16 protein-coding genes are annotated in these 18,262 nt (G+C 72.2%); 11 read left to right on the plus strand and 5 right to left on the minus strand.

Annotation, left to right across the window (positions count from 1 at the left end):
* The first annotated feature begins 53 nt into the window (after window positions 1–53).
* A complete protein-coding gene (locus J2S22_RS03170; RefSeq protein ID WP_272775162.1) occupies window positions 54–728 on the plus strand; it encodes a TetR/AcrR family transcriptional regulator in 675 nt (224 codons plus the stop codon).
* A 207-nt stretch (window positions 729–935) separates the two neighbouring features.
* Here J2S22_RS03170 and J2S22_RS03175 read toward each other — a convergent pair whose 3' ends face one another.
* On the minus strand, window positions 936–1,607 hold the full coding sequence (locus J2S22_RS03175; protein ID WP_370878176.1) for a transglycosylase domain-containing protein: 672 nt from the start codon (window positions 1,605–1,607) through the stop codon (window positions 936–938).
* A gap of 118 nt (window positions 1,608–1,725) precedes the next feature.
* Here J2S22_RS03175 and J2S22_RS03180 point away from each other — a divergent pair, with 118 nt between their 5' ends.
* The 3 genes from J2S22_RS03180 (at window position 1,726) to J2S22_RS03190 (ending at window position 4,788) form a co-directional block, all read left to right on the plus strand.
* A complete protein-coding gene (locus J2S22_RS03180) occupies window positions 1,726–3,345 on the plus strand; it encodes a Na+/H+ antiporter (RefSeq protein ID WP_272778720.1) in 1,620 nt (539 codons plus the stop codon).
* Window positions 3,346–3,440: 95 nt separating this feature from the next.
* Window positions 3,441–4,430: a c-type cytochrome gene (locus tag J2S22_RS03185; RefSeq protein WP_272778721.1), complete on the plus strand. Its 990-nt coding sequence runs from the start codon at window positions 3,441–3,443 to the stop codon at window positions 4,428–4,430.
* A gap of 175 nt (window positions 4,431–4,605) precedes the next feature.
* On the plus strand, window positions 4,606–4,788 hold the full coding sequence (locus tag J2S22_RS03190) for a hypothetical protein (RefSeq protein WP_272778722.1): 183 nt from the start codon (window positions 4,606–4,608) through the stop codon (window positions 4,786–4,788).
* 134 nt (window positions 4,789–4,922) lie between these two features.
* Here the strand turns inward: J2S22_RS03190 and gshB are convergent, their stop codons facing one another.
* On the minus strand, window positions 4,923–5,867 hold the full coding sequence (gene gshB, locus J2S22_RS03195) for a glutathione synthase (protein ID WP_272778723.1): 945 nt from the start codon (window positions 5,865–5,867) through the stop codon (window positions 4,923–4,925).
* Window positions 5,868–5,985: 118 nt separating this feature from the next.
* On the opposite strand from gshB, the gene J2S22_RS03200 reads away from it, so the two are divergent.
* Window positions 5,986–7,665, plus strand: coding sequence for a methyl-accepting chemotaxis protein (locus tag J2S22_RS03200; protein WP_272778724.1), 1,680 nt, complete (start codon window positions 5,986–5,988; stop codon window positions 7,663–7,665).
* Between the two features lie 25 nt (window positions 7,666–7,690).
* On the opposite strand, the gene J2S22_RS03205 is transcribed toward J2S22_RS03200, so the two are convergent.
* Both J2S22_RS03205 and rsmI read right to left on the minus strand, forming a co-directional pair.
* The gene (locus tag J2S22_RS03205) at window positions 7,691–8,104 is read right to left on the minus strand and encodes a YraN family protein (protein ID WP_272778769.1); all 414 of its coding nucleotides are present in this window, start codon (window positions 8,102–8,104) and stop codon (window positions 7,691–7,693) included.
* A gap of 160 nt (window positions 8,105–8,264) precedes the next feature.
* Window positions 8,265–9,230 (minus strand): 16S rRNA (cytidine(1402)-2'-O)-methyltransferase, encoded by a 966-nt coding sequence (gene rsmI / locus J2S22_RS03210; protein WP_272778725.1) that lies wholly within the window; start codon window positions 9,228–9,230, stop codon window positions 8,265–8,267.
* A 167-nt stretch (window positions 9,231–9,397) separates the two neighbouring features.
* On the opposite strand from rsmI, the gene J2S22_RS03215 reads away from it, so the two are divergent.
* The 4 genes from J2S22_RS03215 (at window position 9,398) to J2S22_RS03230 (ending at window position 13,944) form a co-directional block, all read left to right on the plus strand.
* Window positions 9,398–10,630: a penicillin-binding protein activator gene (locus tag J2S22_RS03215; protein WP_272778726.1), complete on the plus strand. Its 1,233-nt coding sequence runs from the start codon at window positions 9,398–9,400 to the stop codon at window positions 10,628–10,630.
* Window positions 10,631–10,780: 150 nt separating this feature from the next.
* The gene (locus J2S22_RS03220; RefSeq protein ID WP_272778727.1) at window positions 10,781–11,662 is read left to right on the plus strand and encodes an aldo/keto reductase family oxidoreductase; all 882 of its coding nucleotides are present in this window, start codon (window positions 10,781–10,783) and stop codon (window positions 11,660–11,662) included.
* A gap of 365 nt (window positions 11,663–12,027) precedes the next feature.
* On the plus strand, window positions 12,028–13,236 hold the full coding sequence (gene rlmN / locus J2S22_RS03225) for a dual-specificity RNA methyltransferase RlmN (RefSeq protein WP_272778770.1): 1,209 nt from the start codon (window positions 12,028–12,030) through the stop codon (window positions 13,234–13,236).
* A 213-nt stretch (window positions 13,237–13,449) separates the two neighbouring features.
* Window positions 13,450–13,944: a hypothetical protein gene (locus tag J2S22_RS03230; RefSeq protein WP_272778728.1), complete on the plus strand. Its 495-nt coding sequence runs from the start codon at window positions 13,450–13,452 to the stop codon at window positions 13,942–13,944.
* Here the strand turns inward: J2S22_RS03230 and J2S22_RS03235 are convergent.
* A complete protein-coding gene (locus J2S22_RS03235) occupies window positions 13,854–15,725 on the minus strand; it encodes a glycosyltransferase family 2 protein (RefSeq protein WP_272778729.1) in 1,872 nt (623 codons plus the stop codon). The two genes, J2S22_RS03230 and J2S22_RS03235, sit on opposite strands and share 91 nt — an antisense overlap.
* 318 nt (window positions 15,726–16,043) lie before the next feature.
* Between J2S22_RS03235 and J2S22_RS03240 the strand changes: the two genes are divergently transcribed.
* Together J2S22_RS03240 and J2S22_RS03245 are read left to right on the plus strand one after the other, a co-directional pair.
* Entirely contained in the window at window positions 16,044–16,967 is a 924-nt protein-coding gene (locus tag J2S22_RS03240; protein ID WP_370878170.1) for an ABC transporter substrate-binding protein, read from the plus strand.
* 77 nt (window positions 16,968–17,044) lie between these two features.
* Window positions 17,045–18,178, plus strand: coding sequence for a Kelch repeat-containing protein (locus J2S22_RS03245; RefSeq protein WP_272778731.1), 1,134 nt, complete (start codon window positions 17,045–17,047; stop codon window positions 18,176–18,178).
* Window positions 18,179–18,262 lie beyond the last annotated feature (84 nt).

The raw sequence follows: 18,262 nt of genomic DNA on the forward strand, positions 1-18,262 counted from the left end.
TTGAAGCATGTGCTTGAGTATAAATGTAACATTCTGATGAACCGAGAGAACTCTTGAACAGCCCCGCCTCCCGCCGCCGCCGTTCCACCGTCCCGGGCGACGAGACCCGCGAGCGCCTGCTCGACGCCGCCGAGCGGCTGTTCGCCGAGCGCGGCTACGCCAATGTCTCGACCCGCGACATCGCCGAGGCGGCCCGCTCCAACGCCGCGGCGGCGCACTACCATTTCGGCTCCAAGGAGGCGCTGCTCGAGGCCGTGTTCAAGCGCCGGCTCGACGGCGTCAACGCCGAGCGCGAGCGCCTGCTGGCGGAGTGCGTGGCCGCCGCCGGCGGCCGGCCCGACATCGCCGACGTGCTGGAGGCCTTCATCGGCCCGACGCTCCGCCTCGGCGCGACCGAGGAGGGGCACCGCTTCAATCTCCTGGCGGGGCGATCGTCCACCGATCCGAACCCGGAGGTCCGCCGCATCGTCTTCGGCGTCTACGATTCGGTCGGCCGCTGCTTCGTCGAGGCGGCGGCCGCCGCCTGTCCGGACCTGTCGAAGGACGAGCTGTTCTGGCGCATCGCCTGCGTCTACGGCGCCATGATGTACATCCGCGCCGACAACGGCCGCCTGCAGCATCTGTTCGGTCCCGGCGTCAGCCTCTCCGACAGCGCGGGCGCGCTGAGATACGCGATGCCGTTCCTCACCGCCGGCATGCGGGCGCCGCCCGCGGCGGGGACGGAGTGACGGCGTTCGACACGGCGCTTTCTTCCCTCTCCCCTCGCGGGAGAGGGTGGCTCGGGCGAGCGAAGCGAGACCGAGACGGGTGAGGGGGGTCTCCGCAGACTCGGAGTTTGCGGTACGCCCCCTCACCCGCCCGCGCTGCGCGCGTGCACCCTCTCCCGCGAGGGGAGAGGGTAAGGGCCGAGTGCCTCGCCGTATCTCCAGCGGCGCTCACCTCCGCCGCGCCACCACGCAGCTCGCCAGCGCCCGCGAGGCGCGGCGCTCGTGGATGCCGGCGAGGCGGCGCATCCCGGGACCGGGCCTCGCCGCGTTGCGCCGGTGCGGGTCGGGCAGCATCGCGGCCATCAGGGCGGCCTGCCCGGCCGAGAGATCGCGGGCCGAGCGGCCGAACGCCCGCCACGCCCCGGCCTCGGCACCGAACTCGCCGTTCGGGCCCCATTCGGCGACGTTGAGATAGATCTCCATCACCCGCCGCTTGCCGAGCACCAGGTCGAGCCAGATCGCCAGCGGCGCCTCCAGCGCCTTGCGCACGAAGCTGCGGCCCGGCCACAGGAACAGGTTCTTGGCGAGCTGTTGCGAGAGGGTGGAGGCGCCGCGCGCTCCCAGGAGGCCGTCGTCCTCGATGGCGTCGCGGATCTCGGCGAGGTCGACGCCACGGTGCCGGCAGAACCGCGCATCCTCGGAGGCGATCACGGTCACGGGCAGCACCGGCGCGATGTCGGCGAGCGGCACCCACGTGCGCTCCACCCGCTGCCCGGTCAGCCAGCGGCCGAGCATCAGGGTCGAGACCGGCCGCCCGGCCAGGTAGAACGGCGTCAGCAGATAGGGGAGCAGCAGCAGCGCCAGGACCGCGACGGCGGCCAGCGCCAGCCAGCCGCGCAGGCCGGCGGGGCGGCGAAACCAGCGTCTCGGTGCGATGGTAAGGCTCATCCGAACATCCTAGCGTCCCGATGCGGCGGCGTCCTTGCACCGCCGGCAGAACTCGACCAGTTTCCGCGCCATGACCGCGATCATCCAGACCTTCCTGCTCCTGTTGGCTGTCCTGGTCGCGGTCGCCGTGCTGGCCCGCCGCCTGAACGTCGCGCCCTCGATCATCCTGGTGATCGCCGGCGTCGCCGTCGCCTTCGTGCCGGGCCTGCCGCCGATCGAGCTCGCCCCCGAGTTCGTGCTGCTGGTCGTGCTGCCGCCGCTGATTTATCTGGCCGGCGTCGCCATGAGCTGGCGCGAGTTCCGCTTCAACCTGCGCTCGATCTCGCTGCTGGCCTTCGGCTGCGTCGTGTTCACCACGGTCGCGGTGGCGGCCGGCGCCCACTACATCATCGGCCTGCCGTGGCCGGTCGCCTTCGTGCTCGGCGCCATCGTGTCGCCGCCCGACGTCGTCGCGCCGCTCGCGCTGGCCCGCCGGCTCGGCCTGCCGCGCCGCGTCGTCGTGGTGCTGGAGGGCGAGGGCCTCGCCAACGACGCGACCGCCCTCATCCTCTACCGGTTCGCGGTGGCGGCGGTGAGCACCGGCGCCTTCTCGTTCCCGGAGGCCGCCGGCACCTTCGCGGCCATCGTGGTCGGCGAGATCGGCTGGGGCATCGCGGTCGGCTGGATCAGCCTGCGGCTGCGCCACTGGGCGCGCGATCCGCGGGTCGAGATCACCCTGTCGATGATGACGCCCTATCTCTGCTACTGGGTGCCCGAGCATCTCGGCGGCTCCGGCGTGCTCGCCACCGTGGCGGCCGGGCTCTATGTGAGCTGGAACGGCCCGCTGCTGATCTCCTCGGCGACCCGGCTGCAGGGCATCTTCTTCTGGGACCTGCTGGTCTACCTGATCGAGGGATTCATCTTCCTGATCACCGGCATGCAGGCCCGCACCCTGATCGAGCGCATCCAGTCGCATTCGCCGACCGAGATCCTGGTCGGCATCCTGGTCACCACGGCGATCTGCATCGTCGCCCGCTTCGTCTGGGTGTTCCCGGCCATCTACCTGCCGCGCTGGCTGATTCCGCCGCTGCAGGCGCGCGATCCGGCGCCGGTCTGGCAGCGCCCCTTCATGATCGCCTTCGTCGGCGTGCGCGGCGTCGTCTCGCTCGCCGCCGCCCTGGCGCTGCCCTTCGTGCTGCAGAACGGCGACCCGTTCCCGTATCGCGACTTCATCGTCGTCGTGACGTTCGGCGTGATCGTCATGACCCTGGTGGGGCAGGGCCTGATGATGCCGCGCGTCATGCGCTGGCTCGGGCTCGCCGCCATCGGCACGGCCGAGAACCGGGTCATCCGCGAGCAGGAGCTGCGGGCCCGCCACTCGGCCTCGGACGCCGCCCGCGAGCGCCTCGCGGCGCTGACCGACCGCGGCGACCTGCCGATCGACGAGGACGTCTCGGCCCTGCTGGAGGCCCGCAACGAGCAGCGGGCCCGGGTGGTGCCGCGCAGCCTCGACGCCGACGCCGACTTCGCCGCCGCCAAGCTCGGCGCCCGGCTCAGGCTGGAGCTGATCGAGGCCGAGCGCGTGCATCTCCACAAGCTGGAGCGCGACGGCGAGATCACCGACGAATCGCGGCGCCGCATCGAGCGCGAGCTCGACCTGGAGGAGGCCAGCATCGCCTGCAAGGCGGAGGCCTACGAGCCGCCGCTGTGACGGCGGCGCCGCCGTCGTTGATGCTTTCGTCACCGCGATCGGCCACACTGGCGCACCGGCCCCGTCCCCGTCCGGCCGAACCCCCGGAGCCCCCGATGCGCCGTCTCGTCGTGCTGTCGCTGCCGCTCGTCGCTCTCACGGTCGCCGGGCTCGCGCTCGCGCAGACCGCCCCGCCGCCGGGGCCGGACCGGATCCTGACCGTCCCCGAGACCGGGGCCTTGCCGGACGACGAGACCGGCCGGCTGGTGCGGCGCGGCCGCGACCTCGTCATTGCGACCTACGCCCATATCGGGCCGGAGGTCGCGGACCCGACCAAGCGCTTCGCCGGCAACAATCTCGCCTGCGGCAACTGCCATCTGCACGCCGGCACCAAGAAGTTCGGCCTGCCGATCTACGGCCTGTTCGCCCGCTTCCCGCAGTACAGCGCCCGTGCCGGGGCCGAGATCACGATCGAAGACCGCATCGACAGCTGCATGACCCGCAGCATGAACGGCCGGCCGCTGCCGGCGGATTCGCCGGAGATGAAGGCCTTCGTCGCCTATGTCCGGTTCCTCTCGATCGGCTACCCGCCGGACAGGCCGGTGTCCGGGCTCGGCGCCGGCGCGATGCCGGAGCTCGACCGCGCCGCCGATCCGGTGCGCGGCAAGGCGGTCTATGCCCGCGCCTGCCTCGACTGCCACAACACCGACGGCCAGGGGCTTCGCCGCAGCCTGCCGACCACCGACCTCGGCTACATGGTGCCGCCGCTGTGGGGGCCGGACAGCTTCAACGACGGTGCCGGCATGGCGCGGCTGATCACGGCGGCCAACTTCCTCCACTTCAACATGCCGCACGGCACCGACTATCTGGATCCGCGCCTGTCCGTCGAGGACGCCTGGGACGTCGCCGCCTACATGATCTCGCAGCCGCGCCCGCGCCGGGCCGGCCTGGACAAGGATTTTCCCGACCTCCTCGCGAAGCCGGTGGACACCCCCTACGGGCCCTATGCCGACGGCTTCTCCGAGCAGCAGCACACCTACGGCCCGTTCGCGCCGATCCGGGCCGCGATCGCCCGGCTGAAGGCAGGTCCCGCGTCGCCGCGGTGAGCTCCCGCGACGCGCCCGAACGGCCTGCTTCGGTGCGATGGTGCGGTAATGTTGAGAACGTTTGCGGAATTGCTACAACCGGACACACTTCGAGGTAGCAAACAGAAAACATTTACAGAACATACGGGGTCCATTATGAATACGACACCATCCCTGGTGACCCGGAGCGCCCCTCATGATCGACGTCGGCACGCTTCAACTCGAGCTGCAGCAGGCCCGCAAGGCACGGCTCGAGGCGCAGGCCTCCGCCTGCGACATCGAGACCCTGCTGGACACCGTCAAGGGCTCGCCGCGCGCCTGGTATCGCCTCGCCTTCGGCCGCGAGGCGGCGAAGCCGGACCTGTTCTCGGCGAGGTGAAGGGAATCCCGGGCCGGCTCTCCGTCACCCTGCAGGTGCTCGCCTGAAGGCGAGCCACGAAGGGCGATGGGGCCACCGCTCTCGGGCCTGGCCGAGTGCGGCACAGGTTCTCGGCGTCGTCGTAAGCGCCGGCCTCAGCCGCCCCGCTTCTTGGCGATCGTGTCCCAGATCAGCGCGGCGATGTCGGGGCCGCCCAGATTCTTGATGGCGCGGATGCCGGTCGGCGAGGTGACGTTGATCTCGGTGAGACAGCCGTCGATCACGTCGATGCCGACGAACAGCAGGCCGCGCACCCGCAGCGCCGGGCCGATGCGCTCGCAGATCTCGCGCTCGCGCGGCGTCAGCTCGGTCGCCTGGGCGGCGCCGCCGCGCACCATGTTGGAGCGCAGGTCGTCGGCCGCCGGCACCCGGTTGACGGCGCCGGCGAACACCCCGTCGACCAGGATGATGCGCTTGTCGCCCTTGGCGACCGCCGGGAGGAATCTCTGGATCACCCAGGGCTCCCGGTAGGTGACCGAGAACATGTCGTAGAGCGAGCCGAAATTGAGGTCGTCGCGGGTCACCCGGAACACCGCGCCGCCGCCGTGCCCGTACAGCGGCTTCATCACGATGTCGCCGTGCTCGGCCCGGAACGCCTGGATCTCGGCGCGGTCGCGGGTGACCAGCGTCGGCGGCATCAGGTCGGGGAACTCGGTGACGAACACCTTCTCGGGGGCGTTGCGCACATGCGCCGGGTCGTTGACCACGAAGGTCCGGGGGTGCACCCGCTCGAGCAGGTGGGTCGCCGTGATGTAGGCGAGGTCGAAGGGCGGATCCTGCCGCATCAGGATCACGTCGTAGGCGGACAGCGGCTCGCGGCGCTCCTCGCCGAGCGTGAAGTGGTTGCCGGGCTCGTCCCTTACGGACAAAGGATTAGTCCGCGCGAACACATCTCCATCGCGAAGTATAAGTCGTTCTGGTGTGAAATAGGCTAGTTCGTGGCCGCGCGCCTGCGCTTCAAGCAGCAGGGCGAAGGTGGAATCGCCCCGAATATTGATCCTCTCGATCGGATCCATCTGAACGGCGACGCGATATTTCATCTTCGGGTGCCAATTCTAAGAGCAGGACAACGGTTACTTAACGGCCGGTGGGCAGGATGTGGACAGTTCGTCTAAATCCATTCCGGAGGCCGGTTCCGTGTTGCATGCGTTTGCGCGAGTGTCCATCGCTGCGAAGCTCTACACCATCTTTGCCGTTCTCGGCGTCGCCCTCGCGGCGCTCGCCTTCGTCGGCAACCGCAGCGCGTCCCTGCAGACCCAGCTCGCCGCCGAGATGGACGCCGCCGCGCGCGGCGCCCGCAACATCGAGCGGGTCAACGGACTCGTCTACGCCGTGGTGATGGAGTCGCGCGGCATCTACATGTCGACCGACCCCAAGGTGGTGAAGCGCTACGGCGAGGGCCTGCTCCGGTTCAACGACCGCATCGACGGCGTGATGAAGGAGTGGCGCGGCATCGTCCGGGTCGACGACGCCGCCCAGTTCGAGACCCTGGCCAAGCGGGTCCAGCAGTTCCGCGAGTTCCGCGCCGAGCTGGTGCGGCGGGCCAACGAGATCTCGCCGGCGGCGGGGCGCGAATGGGGCGACAACGACGCCAACCGGGCGGTGCGCTCCGCCCTCAACAAGGATCTCGAGGAGCTCGGCAAGGTCTACGCGGTCCGCGCCGACCGCGCCCGCGACCTCGAGGCCGCGACCGCGAACAGCCAGCTGCTCCAGGACATGATCGCGGTGTTCGCCCTCGTCCTCGCCGGGATCGGCATGCTGGTGATCTGGCGCGCCGTGGCGCGGCCGCTCTCGGCCATGACCCGGACCATCGAGGCGGTGGCCGAGGATCGCCATTCCGGCGACATCCCGTTCACGGACCGGCAGGACGAGATCGGGGCGCTCGCCCGCGCGGTCGGCGTGTTCAGCGCCGCGATGGCCCGCAACAAGGAGCTCGGCATCGCCGTCAAGGCGCAGACCGAGGTGATGGCCGGACGCAACCGGCGCGTCGAGGAGGCGATCGAGGCCTTCCACGGCTCGGTCGCGCACATTCTGAAGTCGGTGGCGGACGATGCCACCGCGATGCGCAGCGCCGCCGAATCGATCACCGGCATGGCGGCCGACGCCGCCCGCGAGGCCGCCTCGGCGTCGCAGGCGACCGAGCAGGCCTCGGGCAGCATCCAGACCGTCGCGGCCGCTGCCGAGGAGCTGACCAGCTCGGTCGGCGAGATCGGCCGGCAGGTCGGCCAGGCGACGACGATCGTCGCCGACGCCACCGCCCGGACCGAGCGCTCGATCGGCGAGATCGAGGGGCTGGCGGCCGCCAGCGTGCGGATCGGCGACGTCATGCAGCTGATCCAGGCGATCGCGGCGCAGACCAACCTGCTCGCCCTCAACGCCACCATCGAGGCGGCCCGCGCCGGCGAGGCCGGCAAGGGCTTCGCGGTCGTCGCCCAGGAGGTCAAGTCGCTCGCCGGCCAGACCGCCAAGGCCACCACCGAGATCTCCGAGCAGGTCGCCGCGATCCAGTCGTCGACCCGCAGCGCCGCGACCGCGGTCGGCGAGATCGGCGCCGCCATGCGGCAGATTTCCGAGGTGACGAGCACGATCGCCACCGCGGTCGAGCAGCAGGACATCGCCTCGCGCGAAATCTCGCAGAGCGCCCAGCTCGCCGCCCACGGCAATACCGGCCTGGTCGGCAACATCGCCGGCGTCACCGGGGCGATTGACGAGACCAGCCGCTCGGCGGCGGGCGTGCTCGACAAGATCGGAGGCCTGTCGCGCGACACCGAGGCGCTCGCCCGCGCCGTCGAGGACTTCTTCGGCCGGCTCCGCCAGGAGCAGACCCGCGCCGCGTGATCGGCCGGACCGAGCCCGGCGCGGGTCAGTCGCTCGCGTCGAAGGCGCCCGGCAGGTGGCGGGGCAGGCGGCCCGGCGCGATCAGGATCACGTCGAAGCGCAGCGGCAGGCCGGCGGCCTTCGGGTGCGCCGCCAGCCAGTGCTGCGCCGCGTCGATGATGCGGGCGCGCTGGCGCGGCGACACCGACTCGGCCGCCGCGTCGAGCGAGCCGCGCGCCTTCACCTCGGCGAACACCACGGTGCCGAGCCGCTGCGCCACGATGTCGATCTCGCCGACCGGCGTCTTGTAGCGGCGGGCGACGATCCGGTAGCCCTTGGCCATCAGATAGGCGGCGGCCCGGCTCTCGGCCGACAGGCCGAGCTTCTGGGCGGCCTGCCGGGCCGGCGCCGGGGGGGCCGTCGGCGCCCGCGCGACGCGCCCCTTCGGCGTGAGCGGCACCTCGTCCGGCGTGGCCGCCGGGCCGGCGGCCGCGACCCCGCCGGGCGCCGGCGCCTCGGCGATCTCGCCCGGGCCTTTCAGCCGGCGGGTCGCCCGCAGCTCGCCCGGGCCGGTCCCGGTCGGCACCGCCCGCGCCGGCTTGCGGGCCGGCCTGTCGTCGTCACGGCTCATCCGAGGCCTCCCGGCCGAGCGCCAGCGCCCGCTGGTAGACGGTGCGGCGCGGCTCTCCGGTCGCCGCCGCCACGGCCGCGACCGCATCCTTGAGCGAAGCCGTGCGCATCGCCGCGACCAGCTTGTCGTCGATCTCCGCGGGCGAGACATGCGCGTCGGCGGAAGGCGGGCCGATCACCAGCACCACCTCGCCGCGGGTCTCGGCGCCGGCGGCATAGACGGCCGCGAGCTCCGCGAGGTCGCCGCGCCGCACCTCCTCGTGCAGCTTGGTCAGCTCGCGGCACACCGCCGCCTCGCGCGGGCCCAGCCCGGCGGCGAGATCGGCGAGCGCATCGGCGAGCCGCGGGCCGGTCTCGAACAGCACCAGGGTGGCCGGGATGCCGGCGATCTCGGCGATCCGGCTCTTTCGCGGGCCGCCGCGCGGCGGCAGGAACCCCTCGAAGAAGAACCGGTCGGTCGGCAGGCCGGCGATCGTCAGTGCCGTCAGCACGGCGGACGGGCCGGGCACGGCCGTCACCGCGAAGCCCGCCTCGCGGGCCTCCCGCACCAGCCGGAAGCCGGGATCGGAGACCAGCGGCGTGCCGGCATCCGATACCAGCGCCACCGCCTCGCCGGTGGCGAGCCGGGCGAGGATCTTCGGCCGCGCCTGGGCGGCATTGTGCTCGTGATAGGCGGTCAGCGGCCGGGCGATGCCGTAGCGGGCGAGCAGCTTGCGGGTCACCCGCGTGTCCTCGCAGGCGATCAGGTCGGCGGCCGCCAGGGTCGCCAGCACCCGCAGCGACACGTCCTCGAGATGGCCGATCGGGGTCGCGACCACGTGCAGCCCGCCCGGCAGCGGCGGCGCCCGCCGCGCCGCGCCGAACAGCACGAAGCTGCGCTCCCCGTCGCCGGCGATCGCCGGATCGGAACCGGGCGCGTCGGCCGTGCCGGGATCATCGGTCGCATCGTCGCTCATGACGCGGTTCTAGAGCATGTTGGCGACGCGGGGGAGCCGGATTTCGGTGCGGACCGGGTGTCGAAACCCCCTTCGCGCGCCTCGAAGGATTGACCCGGCGGTTGGGCTGTGGCGCTGTTGGCAAACGTCTTTTCATGCCTGCGCCGTCGCGCGGGGGAGTTCCGGTCATGGCAGCCTCGAAGAATCCGACGCGACGCGGAGTGGTGCGGGGGCTGGGCCTCGGCACCACGGTGCTGATGGCCGGCTGTGCCGGCATCGACCTCGGCGGGAGCGGCCGCGGACCGGGCGACATGCCGCCGCCCGCCCCCGGCGAGACGCCGGGCGTCTCGGCCGAGCCGCTGCCGCCGCCCGGCGGCGGGCCGGCCACGCCGGCGGCTCCCGGCCAGACCCGCGTCACCCTGATCCTGCCGCTGTCGGCCGGCGGCAATGCCGGGGCGGCCGCCCAGTCGATGAAGAACGCCGCCGAGCTGGCGCTCGCCGAGTTCAACAATCCGGACGTCATGCTGGATGTGAAGGACGACGCCGGCACGGCCCAGGGGGCGCAGGCCGCCGCCCGCCAGGCCCTGGAGGAGGGAGCGGCCGTGATCCTCGGGCCGCTGTTCGCCCATGCGGTCGGCGCCGCCGCCCAGGTGGCGCGCGGGCGCGTGCCGATGATCGCCTTCTCGACCGATTCGAACGTCGCCTCGCGCGGCGTCTATCTCCTGAGCTTCCTGCCCGAATCCGACGTCGACCGCATCGTCGAGTACGCCGCCCAGCAGGGCAAGCGCTCCTTCGCGGCCTTCCTGCCCGACAACCCCTATGGCAGCGTCGTCGAGGCCGCGTTCAAGCAGGCGGTGTCGCGCCGCGGCGGCCGCGTCACCGCGATCGAGCGCTACAAGCCGGGTGATGCCAGCCTGCAGGCGCCGGCCCGCCAGGTCGCCGACGTGGCGAGCCGCTCCGACGCGCTGTTCCTCGCCGATTCGGGCGACGCGCTGCCGCGGGGCGTCCAGGCCCTGCAGGGCGCCGGCGTCGACCCGAAGCGCCTGCAGCTGATCGGCACCGGCCTGTGGGACGACCAGCGGGTGTTCTCCGACCCGGCCATGGACGGCGGCTGGTTCGCGGCCCCCGACTCGGCCGGCTTCCGCGGCTTCGCCGGCCGCTACCGCATCCGCTACGGCCAGGATCCGGTGCGCACCGCGACGCTCGCCTACGACGCCGTCGCGCTGGTCGCCGCGCTCCTGAAGGCGCAGGGCGGCGGCCGCATCACCGACGAGATGCTGACCAACCCGTCCGGCTTCGCCGGCATCGACGGGGTGTTCCGGTTCCGCCAGGACGGCACCAACCAGCGCGGCCTCGCCGTGCTGAAGGTCACCACGGCCGGCGGCGAGGTGATCTCGGCGGCGCCGCGGACGTTCAGCTGATCGTCTGAAACCACGACATTGTGTGATCGCCGCGGTCGGACGGCTTTACGCCGACTGTTCGGAATTCCGCACGGCCCGTGCGAATCGATCCGGGTTCTCGCACACCCCGCCGAAGCGTAGTTGTGTGGCGACCCACACAGGAGATCGACCATGGCGACCCTCGACCCGTCCGGCGCCCACACGCTCGGCCACCGCACCGTCCGGCGGCTCGGCTACGGCGCCATGCAGCTCGCCGGGCCCGGCGTGTTCGGCCCGCCCAAGGACCGCGACGCCGCCCGGGCGGTGCTGCGCGCTGCGGTGGCCCAGGGCGTCAACCACATCGACACCTCGGACTTCTACGGCCCGCACGTCGTCAACATCCTGATCCGCGAGGCCCTGCATCCCTATCCGGACGATCTCGTCATCGTCACCAAGGTCAGCGCCCGGCGCGGTGCCGACGGCTCCTGGATCCCGGCCATGTCGCCGGCCGAGCTGACCCAGGCCGTGCACGACAACCTGAAGAATCTCGGCCTCGACGTGCTGGAGGTGGTCAATTTCCGCAGCATGCTCGATGTCCACGGCCCGGCCGAGGGCTCGCTGGAGCCGCAGCTCACGGTGCTGGCCGAGCTGCGCGAGAAGGGCCTGATCCGCCACATCGGGCTGAGCAACGTCACCGCCAAGCAGGTCGCCGACGGGCAGAAGATCGTCCCGATCGTCTGCGTGCAGAACCAGTACAACCTCGCGCACCGCGCCGACGATGCCCTGATCGACGCGCTCGCCCGCGACGGCATTCCCTATGTGCCGTTCTTCCCGCTCGGCGGCTTTTCGCCGCTGCAGTCCTCGACGCTCGACGCTGTCGCGAAGACGCTCGGCGCGACGCCCATGCAGGTGGCGCTGGCGTGGCTGCTGCGCCGGTCGCCGAACATTCTCCTGATCCCCGGCACCGCGTCGCTCGCCCACCTGCACGAAAACCTCGCCGCCGCGGCGCTGACACTGCCGGACGACGCCATGGCGGCGCTGGAGGGGATCGGGGGAACGCCGAAAGGAAGGTGACCTGCAGCACGGCTGTCGTCTTGGGGCGAACTCGAGTGAACTCCTTCCCTTCCGCCCTCGTCCTGAGGAGGCTGCGAAGCAGCCGTCTCGAAGGGCGAGGGCGGCCTCATGGTTCGAGACGCGCCTTCGGCGCTCCTCACCATGAGGGGGTGAACGGCGGTGCGGCTCCAGGTCCTTGGGGCGGGCCAAGTCCAGCGCCTGTTTGGACATCTTCGACGCGAGCGCCTACATAACGGGGCGGCCGGGGCCCTGCGCCCGTGTCCGACATCCCGAAAAATCCGGGCGACGCCCGCAAAGAACCGCCCGAAGAGACCATGACTGCTTCGCTCGACACGACCCCCGCCACGGCCTCCGCCCCCGCCACCATGCCTCTGGCCGCGCTGGAGAAAACCGCGCTGGAGACCTACGTGGCGCCGGACCGGCCGTCGCTGGTCGGCCTCTCGCGCACCGAATTGCGCGACGCGCTGGTCGGCATCGGGGTGCCGGCCGGGCAGGCCCGGATGCGGGTCCAGCAGCTCTGGCAGTGGATCTACGTGCACGGCGCCCGGGACTTCGACGCGATGACCAACGTGTCGAAGGATCTGCGCACGTCGCTCGCCACGCATTTCACCCTGGCGCGGCCCGAGGTGGTGGCCGAGCAGGTGTCGACCGACGGCACCCGCAAATGGCTGCTGCGCCTGCCGGGCGCCGGCGCATCCCGAACGCCGCACGAGGTCGAATGCGTCTACATCCCGGAGACCGACCGCGGCACCCTGTGCGTCTCCAGCCAGGTCGGCTGCACGCTCACCTGCGCGTTCTGCCACACCGGCACCCAGCGCCTGGTGCGCAACCTCACGGCCGGCGAGATCGTCGGCCAGGTGCTGGTGGCGAAGGATCGCCTGGGCGACTGGCCGGGCGGCACGCCGCCGACCGACGGGCTGGTGCCCACCGACGGCGGCCGCTTCATCAGCAACATCGTGATGATGGGCATGGGCGAGCCGCTCTACAATTTCGAGGCGGTGCGCGACGCCCTGCTGATCGTCGCCGACGGCGAGGGGATCGGCATCTCCAAGCGCCGCATCACGCTGTCGACCTCGGGCGTGGTGCCGAACATCGTGCGGGCCGGCGACGAGATCGGCGTGATGCTGGCGGTGTCGTTGCACGCCGTGCGCGACGACATCCGCGACGAGCTGGTGCCGCTGAACCGCAAGTATCCGATCGCGCAGCTGATGGAGGCGTGCCGCGCCTATCCGGGCCTCAACAATGCGCGGCGCATCACGTTCGAGTACGTGATGCTGAAGGGCGTCAACGACTCGCTCGCCGACGCCCGCGCCCTGGTGAAGCTCCTCAAGGGCGTCCCGGCCAAGATCAACCTGATCCCGTTCAATCCCTGGCCCGGCACCAAATACGAATGCTCGGACTGGGACCAGATCGAAAAGTTCTCCGAGTTCGTGTTCGATGCCGGCTACTCGTCGCCGGTGCGCACCCCGCGCGGCCGCGACATCTTCGCCGCCTGCGGCCAGCTCAAGAGCGCGACCGAGAAGCTCTCGGCGCGCGAGCGCATGGCGCTGCGCGCCATGGCGATGACGGAGTGAGAGGGCTCGCCCGTCCTTTTCCCTCTCCCCTCGCGGGAGAGGGTGCCCGAGCGAAGCTCGGGCGGGTGAGGGAGCGAGCCACGGGCTCAGAGCTTGTGGAGGCCCCCCTCACCCGTCTCGCCGCTCCGTGGCGATCCACCCTCTCCCGCGAGGGGAGAGGGTTCAGGCCCGTCGCACCGGTCGACGCATGATGCTCGGGAGTGTGATCATCCCATGGACGACGTCGGCCGCCTGCTTCTGCGCTTTCTCCTGGTTCCGCTCGGCGGGCTGATCGCCCTGATGGTGGCGATCGCCGTCGTCGTCGCGGCGAACTGGGGCGCCGTGCAGACGCTCGCCGCCGCCGATCCGGAGCGGCAGGGCGACTTCTTCATCGCTCTCGTCACCGCCGCCCCCGAACTGATGATGATGCTGGCGGCCACCGCGACCTATGCGCTCGCCGTCGCCGCGGTCGGCGTGCTGATCGCCGAGGTGTTCGCGGTGCGCTCGTGTATCTTTCATGCCGCCAATGGCGGGCTCGCCGCCGGGATCGGCTGGTCGCTGGCGGCGACGGAAGGCGGCATGCGGGCGCTCTCGACGCCGATCAGCCTGGTCGCCGCCGGCCTCGCGGCGGGCCTCGCCTACTGGCTGGTCGCCGGCTCGACCTCGGGCTTCTTCAAGCCGCGGCGGGCCCCGCGCCCGGTCGATTCCTCCGGCACGGCGCCGCGCTGAGGCGCGCTGCGCGAGGTCCGCGCCAGGCCGTGCTCGGTCTTGTCCCAGCGGTACGGATCGCGAAAGAATTTTATGAGCGCCCGCCACGCCGCGAGCGACAACAGCAGCCAGTGGACCGGCACCAGCAGCAGCACCCAGGCGGTGCCGAGCAGGCGCCGTCGGGCGAGGCCGGACAGGCCGAGCAGCATCGAGGCGGCCCATCCGGCCACGAAGGTGCTGCCATAGAGGCCGGCGAGCAGCACGGTGCCGAGATCGTCGAGGGGCGGCAGCCCTTCGCCGGCGAGCTTGCCGATCAGCAGCGCCGAGAACACCGGATGCACCAGGGCGGCCAGCACGGTGCCGCCGACCACCAGCTGCAGCGTCACGAAGCCGGCGGGGCCGAGATCGCGCAGCGTCCGTCGCGGCGTGCGCATGTGCACCAGCCAGGTCTGGATCCAGCCCTGGAACCAGCGGGTGCGCTGGCGCAGCCACGGCGCCAGCCGCGCCGGCGCCTCCTCCTGCGTGGTCGAGGCGATCACGTCGATGCGGAAGCCGCAGCGCGCCAGCCGCATGCCGAGATCGGCGTCCTCGGTGAGATTGTAGGCGTCCCAGCCGCCGGCCGCCCGCAGTGCGGCGGTGCGGAAGTGGTTCGACGAGCCGCCGAGCGGCAGCGGCAGGCGCAGCCGCGCCAGCACCGGCAGGAACACGTCGAACAGCCCGGCATACTCGGCCGTGAACAGCGCGGTGAGCAGGCCGTCGCCGGTGTTGTCGATGGAGAGCCGCGCCTGCACGCAGGCGAGCCGCTCGCCACCGGCCGCGAAGGCCGCCGCGGCGCGGCGGAGCTGGTCGGGCTCGGGCCGGTCCTCGGCGTCGTAGACGGCGAGGAAAGCGCCGCGCGCGAAGGGGAGCGCGGCGTTCAGCGCCTTCGGCTTCGTCCGCGGTCCCATGTCGGGGACGACCAGGATCTCCCAGTGCGGGCCGAGGCACTGCGCCGCGAAGGCGGCCTGCGTCTCGCGGTCGTCGGCCTCCAGCGCGACGATGACCTGCAGCTTCTCGGGCGGCCAGTCGAGCCCGTCGAGCGCCGCGACGATCTGGGGCACGGTGGCCGCCTCGCGATGAAGCGCGACCACGACGGTGTAGAGCGGCAGCGTGCCGTCCGGCTGTCGCGCGAGGCGCGGCGCGACCGGCGCCGGCAGCGCGACGGCGAGAAGGCGCAGCGCCGTCCAGGCCAGGAACACCAGCGCCAGCAGGATCCCGAGCACGGTCGCGGCGATGTCGGGACAGGCCAGCGCGGGACCGGCCAGCGCCGCCGCGGCGGCGACGAGCCGGACCGGCCGCCACGGCCGCGGCGCCGCCGAGACGTCGGGGCGCTCGGTCGCGAGCCCGAAGGCCGCACGTCGCCCGAGCGCCGGCGCGGCGTGGCGCAGGACGTAGCCGCGCAGACGCTCGCCCGTGGTCAGCCGGAGGCCGCGCGGGGCGGCGGGCGAGCCGGCGAGCTCGACCAGCCGGCGGGCCGCGGCGCCGCGCGGAACCACCACGGCCTCGAGCGCGCCGTCGCCGCGGATCGGCATCATGCCGGCGGCGGCCGCGTCGACCAGGGCATCGTCGTCGAGCGGAGAGGCGCCGCGCGGCAGCCCGCCGAGCGGGGCGAACGGCACCTGGATGTGGCGGGCGAGGGCCCGGACATAGTCGTCCTCGCTCAGGACCCCGGCCGCGACCAGCACCCGGTCGGCCGTCGTGCCGATCTCGCGCGCCCGGCGCTCGGCGAAGGCGATCACGGCGGGCGAAAGCCGGTCGCGCACGCAGTCGAGTTCGGGACAGGGGCTGCGGACGCGGCGGACCAGGTCGTTCGGTCGTCCCCGCGCCGGTGCCGATGGGACTGGCGCCAACGGGACCGGCGCCAATGGGGCCGGCGCCATCTGGCCGACCGGCCGGACCGAACTCCCTTCCCGCGGTCGCGGGTCGTCGCCGCGATCGAGCATCACGCCTCCGGGCCGGCCCCCGCCGGCACGCCACTGCAACGCCACTTCGCCGCTGCTCCGGCCCGGGACTTCGTCTATAAGGGCGCGGCCCGGGTGCGGTTTTCGCGTCCCGTGCCTGGAAACAGCCCGGACGGCCGGATGCCTCAGAAGACTACCCGAAACAGCTCTTGGTTGCGACTCTCTGCGCGCAAGCGCGACGTCTGGCGCGCGCTGATTGCAGCCGCGCTCGTGTCCTGCATCGTCGGCGGACCCGGCGGGCCGCTCGCGCCGGCGCCGGCCCAGGCCCAGACGGCCTCGCCCGGCCTGCCGATCCCGGGGTTCTGGGACCCCAAGCGGCGGCCCGAGCGGCCGGACCTGCGCCTCACCCTGATCCGCTTCATGAGCGAGGTGGACTACCCGCCGTTCAACTATGCCGGGGCGGACGGCAACCCGGCCGGCTTCAACGTCGATCTCGCCCGCGCCATCTGCGACGAGCTGAAGATCGCCTGCACCATGCAGATGCGGCGCTTCGACACCCTGGTCGAGTCGCTCGCCGAGAACCGCGGCGACGCCGCCATCGCCTCGATGGCGGTGTCGGCCGAGACGCGCAAGAAGGTCGACTTCTCCGATCCCTACTACCGCCCGGTGGCCCGCTTCGCCGCCAGGCGCGGCGCCGGCCTCGACACGCTGCTGCCCGAGCGGGTGGAGGGCAAGAAGATCGCCGTGGTCGCCGGCACGGCCCACGAGGCGTATCTGAAGGCGCTGTTCACCGAGGCCGAGCTGAAGCCCTATCCGACGCCCGAGGAGGCGCGCGCCGCGCTGCAGAAGGGCGAGGTCGACCTCCTGTTCGGCGACGGCTACGCCCTCGCCTTCTGGCTCAACGGCTCCGAGGCGGCCGGCTGCTGCAGCTTCGTCGGCGGCCCCTTCGTCGAGAGCCGCTATTTCGGCGAGGGCGTCGGCATCGCGGTGAAGAAGGGCAACGACCAGCTCCGCCTGGCCATGAACTGGGCCCTGTTCCGCCTGTGGGAGAAGGGCAAGTTCGCCGACCTCTGGCTGAAGTATTTTCCGGTCAACCCGTTCTGAGGCCGAACCGGTCCGCGGTCCGCCACGTTCGTCCCCCAACCTCGCCGCTCGGACGCGACGACGTTCGGAGGACCCCCATGGACCGCAGGATGTTTCTGGCCGGAACCGCCGCGCTCGCCGCGACGCCGGCGCTCGCCCAGCACGCCGGTCACGGCTACGGCACGGCCGCGCCGCTGAAGGACGCGCCGTCGGCCGAAAAGCCCTATTCGCGGCTGCAGGGCGGGGAGCCGGTCGCGGCGCTGACGCCCGAGCAGGAGGCGCAGCGGGTGGTCGACAGCCCGGCGCCGGCGGGTCCGGTCGGCCGCTGGGAGCCGCGGGCGGCGCTGCCGCTCCCGCGCAGCGAGATGGCCTGGGCGACCGCCTGGGGCGGCCGCATGCACATCGTCGGCGGCTACGGCGAGGGGCGGGTCGACCGTGCCTACCACCACGTCTACGACCCCGGCGCCGACCGCTGGCATGACGCGGCGCCGCTGCCGCGCGGCGCCAACCACGTCGCGGTCTGCGCCGATGCCGGCCGCGTCTATGCGCTGGGCGGCTTCCTGGAGCAGAACCGCAACCCGGACCCCAACGCCTATTTTTACGACGTCGCGAGCGACCGCTGGACCGCGATCGCCCCGCTCTCGCGGCCGCGCGGGGCCGCCGCCGCCGTGGTGCTGGACGGCCGCATCCACCTGATCGGCGGCGCCGCCGAGCCGACCGCCGAGCGCGCCTCGATCGGCTGGCACGAGGTCTACGATCCGCAGGCCGACAGGTGGTCGCTGCGCAAGCCGCTGCCCGGCGCCCGTGACCATGTCGGCTGCGTCGTCCATGACGGCCGCATCCACGTGATCGGCGGCCGCTTCAACACCTTCGAGTACAACACGCCGCTCCACCACGTGTACCTGCCCGACCGCGACACCTGGGAGGAGCGCAGCCCGCTGCCGACCGCCCGTTCGGGCCACGGGCTCGTGGTCTATCGCGGGCGGCTCTACGCGATGGGCGGCGAGGCCGGGCTGATCGAGCGCGGCCGCATCGTCCAGGGCAAGGTGTTCGGCCAGATGGAGAGCTGGGATCCGGCGACCGACGCCTGGCAGCGCCACGCCCCGATGCCGACGCCGCGCCACGCCGTCGGGGCGGCGCTGATCGGCGACTGGATCTATGTCGCGGGCGGCGGCGCCGTGACGGGCGGCGCACTGCAATCGGCCGTGCACGAGGCGTTCACGCTCGGCTGAGGCCCTCGCGGCGCGCAAACATTTGACCCCGGCCGCCCCGGTCCTTAGACGAGGCGGGCCGGGTTTTCCGCTGCGCCGCCCCGA

Origin of the sequence: Rhodoplanes tepidamans, from assembly GCF_030813915.1 — a bacterium.
GTDB lineage: Bacteria > Pseudomonadota > Alphaproteobacteria > Rhizobiales > Xanthobacteraceae > Rhodoplanes > Rhodoplanes tepidamans.

Coding starts and splice junctions, on each gene's coding strand:
- J2S22_RS03180 (WP_272778720.1), top strand. CDS start 1,726: ATGACCGCGATCATCCAGACCTTCCTGCTCCTGTTGGCTGTCCTGGTC.
- J2S22_RS03185 (WP_272778721.1), top strand. CDS start 3,441: ATGCGCCGTCTCGTCGTGCTGTCGCTGCCGCTCGTCGCTCTCACGGTC.
- J2S22_RS03190 (WP_272778722.1), top strand. CDS start 4,606: ATGATCGACGTCGGCACGCTTCAACTCGAGCTGCAGCAGGCCCGCAAG.
- gshB (WP_272778723.1), bottom strand. CDS start 5,867: ATGAAATATCGCGTCGCCGTTCAGATGGATCCGATCGAGAGGATCAAT.
- rsmI (WP_272778725.1), bottom strand. CDS start 9,230: ATGAGCGACGATGCGACCGATGATCCCGGCACGGCCGACGCGCCCGGT.
- J2S22_RS03215 (WP_272778726.1), top strand. CDS start 9,398: ATGGCAGCCTCGAAGAATCCGACGCGACGCGGAGTGGTGCGGGGGCTG.
- J2S22_RS03220 (WP_272778727.1), top strand. CDS start 10,781: ATGGCGACCCTCGACCCGTCCGGCGCCCACACGCTCGGCCACCGCACC.
- rlmN (WP_272778770.1), top strand. CDS start 12,028: ATGCCTCTGGCCGCGCTGGAGAAAACCGCGCTGGAGACCTACGTGGCG.
- J2S22_RS03230 (WP_272778728.1), top strand. CDS start 13,450: ATGGACGACGTCGGCCGCCTGCTTCTGCGCTTTCTCCTGGTTCCGCTC.
- J2S22_RS03240 (WP_370878170.1), top strand. CDS start 16,044: ATGCCTCAGAAGACTACCCGAAACAGCTCTTGGTTGCGACTCTCTGCG.
- J2S22_RS03245 (WP_272778731.1), top strand. CDS start 17,045: ATGGACCGCAGGATGTTTCTGGCCGGAACCGCCGCGCTCGCCGCGACG.